Raw genomic sequence first — 8792 nt, 5'->3', positions numbered from 1 at the left:
TCGCCGCTTCAGCCATAGGTCAATCGTATTGCGACTAATTTGGAACACCTGTGCGGCTTCACTTTTCTTCATGCCGTCTAACTCGATCGCTTGGATCACCTTCTGACGCAGGTCATAACTATAGGGGTTTGCCATGAGCAGCTTGAATAACTTCAGGACCACAGGTGATCTCTACTCTACGTCCTAACTATCTTGGCGGTTGCTATATCTGCCTCTTTTTTGTACCTCAGTCCTAGCCAACCCTCCGTCCTAACTCCTCAGTCCTCAGCCCTCAGTCCTAACTCCTAAGTCCTATTTTTATTCGGCTGGAATGACATTAATCCGTCCGCGACAAACTAACTGACCCGGAATCACAGTTAATTCCTGAATATCTACTTCTGGGCCTAAATCTATCTTGAATTCATCCAAATTGCCTCGGAGCAGTTCCTGTTGCGTCTCGATACAGGGGGACTCTAGAAGCAGTTCGTGAGGGCTAGCTAACTTTAGGCCTGTCCGCAGCACTAGAGGTGTGGCTTTACCCGATGGGTCTGTTAAAGTGCCGCTGAGTTTCAAACTTTCCGGATCGATGGTAATCTGTTGCCAACTGATTTGCTGGTCTTTTAAGATGTCAGCTGGGTGCGTTGGAACTGCTTGGAGTAGTGTCCCCAGTAAATCAGTTAAAGCAGTGGCGAATAAGGGTGCCTGGAGAGATGCCTTAAGGTCTGTCTCCTCTAGTATTAGCTCACCGGAAACGGGGATGGGTTCGAGAAGGCGTAAAGGTTTACCTCTAAGAACTTGACCCAGGTTGATGCGAATGTTTTCTCCGGTTAACTGAATGCGTGACAGATGCAGTCCTTGATACACTGCATGGTTGGCGGCAATAAAAACTTGAGGGATATAACCTGTAAGGATTTGGCGATCGCCTCCGGAAATTTTAAACTGGAGGTTTTCAACTTGCGAAACTTGCGATCGCAACCACAGCCGCAACGCTGGTGATAATGTTGTGCTGATAATCCTGCTCCCTTGCTTAGATGTCAATGGCTTTCTTCCTGTAATATTTGTACATAGTCTAATTAGAGGTCAATTTTGGGTTTTAGACTGGCGATTCCTTCAAAATCCTAAATCTAAGATCAAAAATCCCTAATAGTCTAGCCGAGGCACTGCCTCAACAAGCTAAGCCCTAACCTTTATTCATTCGTCGCTCGATTTCGCCTATGGCCGAAAGGCTACAAAAAATTCTTTCCCAATGGGGTATTGCCTCCCGCCGCCAAGCTGAAAAAATGATTGAAGCAGGGCGCGTGCAGGTCAATGGTACTGTTGTGCATCTGGGGCAAACAGCAAATCCAGAACAAGACCGGATTGAAGTTGATGGCAAACTTGTACTCCCAGCTCATCGTCCTCAAATGCTCTATATCTTGCTTTACAAACCTGCTGGGGTAGTTTCTACGTGCCGCGATCCTCAAAAGCGCCGCACGATTCTTGATTTACTGCCTCCTGCACTCCGAGAAGGTCAGGGATTGCATCCAGTTGGACGTCTAGATGCCGAATCCACCGGCGCGTTATTGGTCACAAATGACGGTGAAATGACGCTACGCTTGACCCATCCGCGATATCATCTTCCTAAAACTTACCAAGTTTGGATTCAGGGTCATCCCCCAGAAGAGGTACTAAAATCCTGGCGTCAGGGTATTCTACTGTCAGGGAAAAAGACATTGCCTGCTCAAGTTCGCGTTTTGGATGTGCGGGGTTCTCAAACCTGCTTGGAAGTGATTCTTACAGAAGGGAGAAACCGACAAATTCGACGCATTGCCGAGCAACTGGGCTATCCCGTCATTCATCTACACCGTGCCGCGATTGGTCCCATTTGTTTAAAACGAACAGGGGAGCCTATGTTCCCTGGTACTTATCGTTTTCTTGAAGATTTTGAAATCAGTTTTCTACAAAACCAAGTCAATCTAACATCAATAGAAGTGCCAGCAGACATCAAGGAGCGCCGTGTATGAAGGAGAATCCACTTCATCTTCAACAGCAACAAATTGAGAAGCTAAAAGAACTGGGGTCTCGCCTCCGCCAGGTGCGTGAGGAACAATCTCTGTCCCTAGAGGAAGTTGGCGACAAAACCAGGATTCAAGTTCGTCTGCTCAAGGCAATTGAGGAAGGTAGGCGCGAAATCTTGCCTGAACCCGTCTATATTCAAGGGTTTATCAAGCGGTATGCTGATGCACTGGGATTAGATGGGGTAGAGTATTCTGACACTTTTCCCAGTGGGCCGATTTTCCAGCTCATTAAGCCGACCTGGCGGTATTATTTGCCATCAGCTCAGCTGCGACCGATTCACCTTTACTTGATCTATGTGTTTCTGGTGATTGGTGCAGTGAACGGTCTGTCTTACGTGGTGAATCGTCCGGCTTTAGAAGTAGGAAAGGGCGGGACTCAAGAGCGATCGCCTAGAGAGTCTCTCGCCAAAGCTAATGCAGCCAATACAGACTTGCAAGAAAAACTAGGGCCGTTTACCCCAGCAGTATTCAGCAGCAATACCAGTCAAACGGGTAAGCCGGTACGGGTTGGCGTAACCGTCAAAACCCCATCATGGATTCGGGTAGTGGTGGATGGCAAGACGCAGTTTGAGGGAACGCTCCCCCAAGGCACTCAGCGCATCTGGGTTGCAGAGGAGACACTGATTGTAAAAGCTGGTAATGCGGGTGGTATCTTAGTCGCTTTTAATGATGAAAAGGCAAAGAAACTGGGTGCCCCCGGTAAAGTTCGAGAAGTAACCTTTGCCGCTAATCCTCCTGGGTCTTAATGAGTGCTGAGAACTGTGAGGGTCGAGACGCGATCGCGCTTTTCTTCAAAGACACGCGATATACACCAGTGACGCAAGCGATCGCCCAAGTCCTCACCCCTCAGTCCTTACCTCTCAACCCCGATCCCTCAGCCCTCAGTCCTCAGTCCTCACTGCTCATCCCTCACCCCTCAGTCCTGATTCTTAATTGGGGCGCGACCGAAAGTTTCAGTTAGAGTTTTGAGACGATAGCCGATCTCTTGGTTCACGGCTTCAGGTCGATACCGCCACTCCCAATTTCCCTCTGCTTTGCCGGGAAAATTCATTCGGGCATCGCCCCCCAATCCCAAAAGATCCTGAAAAGGAATAATTGCCTGATTTGCCACCGAAGCCATCGCCAGCCGGATCGCATCCCAGTGGATGCCGTCGGAACTGATGCAACCCACATAACGCAGGAGATTCTCCCTTTCATAGTCTGAAAGTTGATAGAACCAGCCTACCGTGGTGTCATTATCATGGGTGCCGGTGTAAACCACACAGTTGCGCGGATAGTTAAAAGGCAAAAAGCCGTTGCCAGAATCCGAACCAAAGGCAAACTGTAAAATCTTCATCCCCGGAAACTCAAACTTATCACGCAGCGCCTCTACCTCTGGGGTAATCACGCCCAAATCCTCTGCCAGGATAGGAAGCTTACCTAATTTGTCGTTCAGTAGCTTAAAGAAAGCTTCTCCAGGAGCCTCAATCCACTCCCCATTCATAGCAGTCGTTTCGCCCTGCTTAACTGCCCAGTAGGCTTGGAACCCTCGGAAGTGGTCAATCCGAATAATGTCAATGTAATCTAACAAAGATTCAAAGCGCTGTATCCACCACTTAAAGTTTTGCTGCTGCAACTTTTCCCAGTTATAGACTGGATTGCCCCATAGCTGGCCTGTGGCGCTGAAGTAGTCCGGTGGAACTCCAGCCATCAGCGCTGGTTCCCCCGTCTGTTCATCCAAGCAAAAGATATCTGGATGCGACCAGACATCGGCACTATCGTGAGCCACATAAATTGGAATATCGCCAATAATCTCAATACTGCCCAAGTTGGCATAGCTTTTCAGTTGAGTCCATTGCCGGAAAAACTCAAACTGCAAGTATTTGTGGTAATAAATCTCATCATTCAGCCGCTGCCGCCACTGTTCTAAGGCTTCCGGTTGGCGTTTAGCAATTTCCGGTTCCCAGTTATACCAACTAGCGTGTCCCTGAGCTTCCCGGATCGCCATAAATAAGGCATAGTCATCAAGCCAATGAGCCGCCTTGCAAAAACTTGCAAATTCCTTTTGCTGTAAGGTTGATGCCTGGTTTTTAAAGTTTTCGCAGGCTTTAGCGAGCAAAGGCATTTTGGTCTGGATCGCCCGCTCAAAATCCACCCTGTCTAGGGAAAATTCTGGCAATCCAGAAAAATCATCCTCGGTAAGTAACCCCTCGTCGCGCAGCTTCTCAGGACTAATCAGTAAGGGATTTCCCGCCAATGCTGAATAGCACATATAGGGAGAATTGCCATAGCCGGTTGGTCCTAATGGCAAAACCTGCCAAAATTGCTGGGAACTCTCCACCAAAAAATCAATAAAGCGATAAGCTTCTAAACCGAGATCGCCGATGCCAAACCGGCTAGGAAAACAAGTGGGGTGTAGCAAAATGCCACTAGATCTAGGAAACGGCATAAATAACCTGATGGAGAGGATGCAAACGATTTGACATTATCACGGTACGCAGAAGTTTGACACTCACTCCTAGGGCGGGTTGCATTCGGTAATTCAACCGTCATAAATGACAGCGATCGCGGCAGAATAAATTCAGCCTTTTTTCCCTCGATCCCGCTCATTGGGGGGCAATATATTCAGAATGACTTACCGAAACCCTGCTCCGACTGTCGATATCATTATTGAACTGATCGATCGACCGCATCGACCGATTGTATTAATTGAACGCCAAAATCCACCTTATGGTTGGGCAATTCCGGGTGGGTTTATTGATTACGGGGAGAAAGCAGAAGCGGCGGCGCGGCGTGAAGCGCAGGAAGAAATTAGCTTACAGGTGGAGTTAATTGAACAATTCCAGGTATATTCCGATCCCAGCCGCGATCCGCGAAGTCACACGATGAGCGTTGTGTTTATCGCAACGGCAACGGGCGAACCTCAAGCTGCTGATGATGCCAAGGCGGTTGGAATTTTTGAATCTTGGCGAATTCCCACGGATTTATGCTTCGATCACGGCAAAATCCTGCATGATTATTGGCGCTATCGGCATTACGGGATACGCCCTCAATTATCTTGAGGCGGTCTATAGCCAATGGGTAATGGCTTTTTAGCTCAGGTTAAACTTAAATACAAAAGGGATAAGCCATAAACTGCCGCTACTCGCTATGATGCAACTTCAGAGAAATCGCACGTTTGCCGCTACTCTGCTTCACCGGCGGCAGCGACTTGCCGAGTTAATTGATTTTCCAGTTATTCTCTGGTCTGGGCGTAGTAGTTCCCGAAATTATCCAGCCAATACTTTCCCATTTCGCGCCAGCAGTCATTTCCTCTATTTTGCGGGGGTACCTCTGGAAAATACGGCGATCCGACTCGAAGCTGGGAAATTAGAATTGTTTATGGATGATGAGTCTCCTACCAGTGCCCTCTGGCATGGAGAAATGCCGAAACGTGAGGAAATTGCCCAGGCGATTGGAGCGGATGCGGCATTTTCGATGGCAGAATTGGAGTCACGCTCAGCGGATGCCGCGACTATCTCGGTGCAGGATGCCGCAACTAGGCAGCAACAAGCTCAGATAATGCATCGTGCGATCGCATCCGCAAATGCATCTCAGGGAATTGACGGGGAGTTAGCACGAGCCATTATATTTTTGCGACTCAGCCACGATGCAGGTGCTTTGGCAGAATTACGACAAGCTGCATCTGTCACCGTGGAAGCTCACTTAGCGGGAATGGCTGCCACATCCAGCGCCAAGTTGGAGGCAGGTGTGCGTGCGGCAATGGAGAGTGTCATCATCTCACAGAATATGAGCTGCGCTTACCCCAGTATCGTCACGGTTCACGGGGAGGTTCTCCACAATCAGCAGTATTGGCACCCCCTGCAATCGGGAGACTTGCTGCTGGCGGATGTGGGCGCTGAAACATCAATGGGCTGGGCAGCAGATGTCACGCGCACTTGGCCTGTATCGGGTAGGTTCTCTTCTACCCAAAGAGAAATCTATAATTTGGTTTTGGCGGCTCACGATGCTTGTATTGCCAAAATCCGCCCGGATGTGGAGTATCGGGAGATTCATCTACTGGCAGCGACTGCGATCGCCCAAGGGTTGGTGGATTTAGGCATTCTGCGGGGCAGTGCGGAAGATTTGGTAGAAATGGATGCTCATGCCTTGTTTTTCCCTCACGGAATCGGTCATTTAGTGGGTTTGGATGTCCACGATATGGAAGATTTGGGGGATTTGGCGGGGTATGAAGAGGGGAGAACTCGAAGCGATCGCTTTGGTTTAGCTTACCTGCGGCTCGATCGCCCCTTACGCGCTGGGATGTTAGTCACCATTGAGCCAGGATTCTATCAAGTTCCGGCAATTTTAAATGACCCCAATTTCCGAGCAAAATATCAGGATGTGGTGAATTGGGATCGCCTCTCTCACTTTGAAGATGTGCGCGGGATTCGCATAGAAGATGATGTTCTAGTCACCCAATCAGGCAGCGAAGTTCTTACAGCAGCATTGCCAACCGATGCCGATGTAATTGAGTCTTTGGTTAAGAAGGAATCCCGCGTTTTCTTCGGAACCGGGCAACCAATGACTGGAAAAGCACCCGCCGGTATTCCCACTTTTATTAAGCGTTGTCGCGCAATTTTTGAACAAGTTAGTCCCCAATTGATGAAGGATTATCCTGACTGGTTTATCGCGATTGAGGCAGATAGCGGTGAGTATTTTCTGGATGTAGATCACAAGGTTGCCAAACAAAAGGCGCTTGAGAAATACCCGGATGGGTTAATTTCTACTTTACAACTGCTTAAATAAGTTCGTGCCGGTAAGAAATCCTTTAGGGAAAGGGTAAATAAAATTTTACCTTTTCCCCATTTGTTTTTTTCTTAAAAGATTGGTTGGCTTGATTTTGGACGTGTTGTAGCGATTCTTATGCTTAAATTAGCGATTAGCTAAATGAATGATGCTGGTATTCTATGCAATGATTCAAAATTTTTTTAAAAAATTTTTGAAGAATGTATTGCAAACAACTACTAGCTATGCGTTGAAAAGGTATTCTTAAATAATGAAAATATATCCTCAAAAAAATATTACTAGTCAGTTCTTCCTTATCAATTTCAGTTTACCAAAAAAAATCAATAAAGTCTATAATATTCAGAAAAAAACTTTTTTGAATGGGTGAATTTCTAACCCACCCATTCAAACCGAAAAGTTCATTGATAAGAGCTATTGAGCCTTTAATTTCCGTTCTTTCAGTTTCAGTAAGATATCGGCATGAACCTCACGAGTCAGAGGATAAAAGTATGCCAGGATTAATCCACCAATTAGGGCAATTGTTGGTAGAGGTCCGATGGCGATGCGAATCGCTAAAAGTGCAGAATCCGGTTGAATTGGGGCTAAGTTCTCTGGGGTAGACCGAATATATTGATTCCACTCCAGACTTTTCAAGACTAGAGCCACGGCAACAGCTAAACTGACTTTTTGTAGGAACACCATGAAGCTGTAAAAAATCCCTTCCCGCCGCTGTCCGGTTTTTAGTTCATCTAATTCAATTACATCTGGCAGCATCGACCACGGGATCAAATAAGCTGTAGAAACGCCAAAACCTGCCATCACTCCTAACACGTACATGAAAGCAATTTGACCGGGCTGTAAGAAAAATAATCCTGCCTGGGCAATAATCCACACGCTCATCCCCATAAAATAGACGGCTTTTTTACCGTATCTCTGGCTAAGCTTACTCCAGATAAACAGCATCAACAATGCTGTTCCCTGCACCGCTAGAATAACTTGGGCAACGACTGCATCGCTTAAGCGCATCCAACTGAGAACAAAATAAGGAATAATAGCCGCTGTGACCTGGACAGCTAACCAGGAACACAGATAAATTCCAACAACATATAAAAAGGGACGGTTGCTCAAAACAATCCGTACTTGTTCCAAAATTGGGAGGGAGACAGGTTGTTCAAAGGTGGGATTTTGTGCCGCCCTTGCCAAAATGCGATCGCGTGTCCCCCAAATACACCAATAAATCGGTAAGACCGACAAGATTGCACAAACGACGCCCATCACCAAATATTGCTGGATGCGGTCATTAGGAATCAAAGCGGCGATGATTCCGAACACAATCACAGATACGATACTTCCCCCAATCGAGAAAGCAAACCGATAGCTGTTGAGATTAGTGCGTTCGTTGTAGTCCTGAGTCAGTTCTGGAGTTAGGGCAGTGTAGGGTAAATTAACAGCGGTGTAAAACGAATTAAACAAAATCGAAATGACTATGTAATACCAGAACAATCCCCATTGATTTGCAGAGTCATTGGCGCTAAATCGAGGAACTAGCCACTGCAAAAAGAACGTGATTCCAAACGGAATCGCCCCATATAACATCCAGGGAAGCCGACGCCCCCAGCGTGGCGAGTTTGTTCTGTCGCTAAGCACCCCGACAACCGGATCGTTCACCGCATCCCAAACCTTGCCAATCAGGAGAATCCAAGTCGCTAGTCCAGCGGCGATTCCAGCGACATCGGTCAGAAAATAGGCGGTATAAAACACCCCAATATTTGCGGTGATAGCAGCACCTACATCACCGGCACCATAAGCCAGTTTCGTACTTAACTTTAGCTTTTCGCTGTCGGGTGTCGCGGGGGAATGCTCAGAAGAGGAATCACTCATGGCAGTTGGCTGATGGCAGGGGGATTGAAAATTTCAAAAAAGTATCGCATCTGTCTCCCAAGAGCGGGAATTTTATAGCATTTGTTCTATAGCATTTGTACTGTTCTCTAAACCTGTTCAATTGTGCCT

Annotated in this window: 8 protein-coding genes and 1 pseudogene; 5 read left to right on the top strand and 4 right to left on the bottom strand. The window is 47.3% G+C overall.

From position 1 onward, the window contains the following. Together NDI34_RS17145 and NDI34_RS17140 are read right to left on the bottom strand one after the other, a co-directional pair. Positions 1-135: IS630 transposase-related protein (locus NDI34_RS17145; RefSeq protein WP_348232470.1), on the bottom strand; the 135-nt coding region annotated here is incomplete at its 3' end. Positions 136-297: 162 nt separating this feature from the next. Continuing rightward, positions 298-1017, bottom strand: coding sequence for a DUF2993 domain-containing protein (locus tag NDI34_RS17140; RefSeq protein WP_190526424.1), 720 nt, complete (start codon positions 1015-1017; stop codon positions 298-300). A gap of 176 nt (positions 1018-1193) precedes the next feature. Here NDI34_RS17140 and NDI34_RS17135 point away from each other — a divergent pair, with 176 nt between their 5' ends. Genes NDI34_RS17135 through NDI34_RS17125 form a run of 3 tightly spaced genes read left to right on the top strand, consistent with a single transcriptional unit; the run spans position 1194 to position 2997 of the window. Next, positions 1194-1982: a pseudouridine synthase gene (locus NDI34_RS17135; RefSeq protein WP_348233266.1), complete on the top strand. Its 789-nt coding sequence runs from the start codon at positions 1194-1196 to the stop codon at positions 1980-1982. Continuing rightward, complete coding sequence (locus NDI34_RS17130; RefSeq protein ID WP_190411760.1) at positions 1979-2782, top strand: RodZ domain-containing protein; 804 nt, start codon at positions 1979-1981, stop codon at positions 2780-2782. The genes NDI34_RS17135 and NDI34_RS17130 overlap by 4 nt, the downstream gene beginning before the upstream one ends. Beyond that, positions 2782-2997, top strand: coding sequence for a hypothetical protein (locus tag NDI34_RS17125; RefSeq protein WP_348233265.1), 216 nt, complete (start codon positions 2782-2784; stop codon positions 2995-2997). The genes NDI34_RS17130 and NDI34_RS17125 overlap by 1 nt, the downstream gene beginning before the upstream one ends. Here the strand turns inward: NDI34_RS17125 and malQ are convergent. Then, a complete protein-coding gene (malQ, locus tag NDI34_RS17120; RefSeq protein WP_190411758.1) occupies positions 2953-4464 on the bottom strand; it encodes a 4-alpha-glucanotransferase in 1512 nt (503 codons plus the stop codon). The genes NDI34_RS17125 and malQ overlap by 45 nt on opposite strands. Positions 4465-4645: 181 nt before the next feature. On the opposite strand from malQ, the gene NDI34_RS17115 reads away from it, so the two are divergent. Next, complete coding sequence (locus NDI34_RS17115) at positions 4646-5077, top strand: NUDIX hydrolase (protein ID WP_190411757.1); 432 nt, start codon at positions 4646-4648, stop codon at positions 5075-5077. A gap of 88 nt (positions 5078-5165) precedes the next feature. After that, positions 5166-6539, top strand: a pseudogene (locus NDI34_RS17110) (aminopeptidase P family protein); the annotation flags it as partial. A 675-nt stretch (positions 6540-7214) separates the two neighbouring features. Here NDI34_RS17110 and NDI34_RS17105 read toward each other — a convergent pair. Next, positions 7215-8663 (bottom strand): MFS transporter, encoded by a 1449-nt coding sequence (locus NDI34_RS17105; RefSeq protein ID WP_348233264.1) that lies wholly within the window; start codon positions 8661-8663, stop codon positions 7215-7217. Between the last annotated feature and the right edge of the window lie 129 nt (positions 8664-8792).

The organism is Trichocoleus sp. DQ-U1 (assembly GCF_039961925.1).
GTDB lineage: Bacteria > Cyanobacteriota > Cyanobacteriia > Cyanobacteriales > FACHB-T130 > FACHB-T130.
This window is presented reverse-complemented; position numbering and strand designations above follow the sequence as displayed.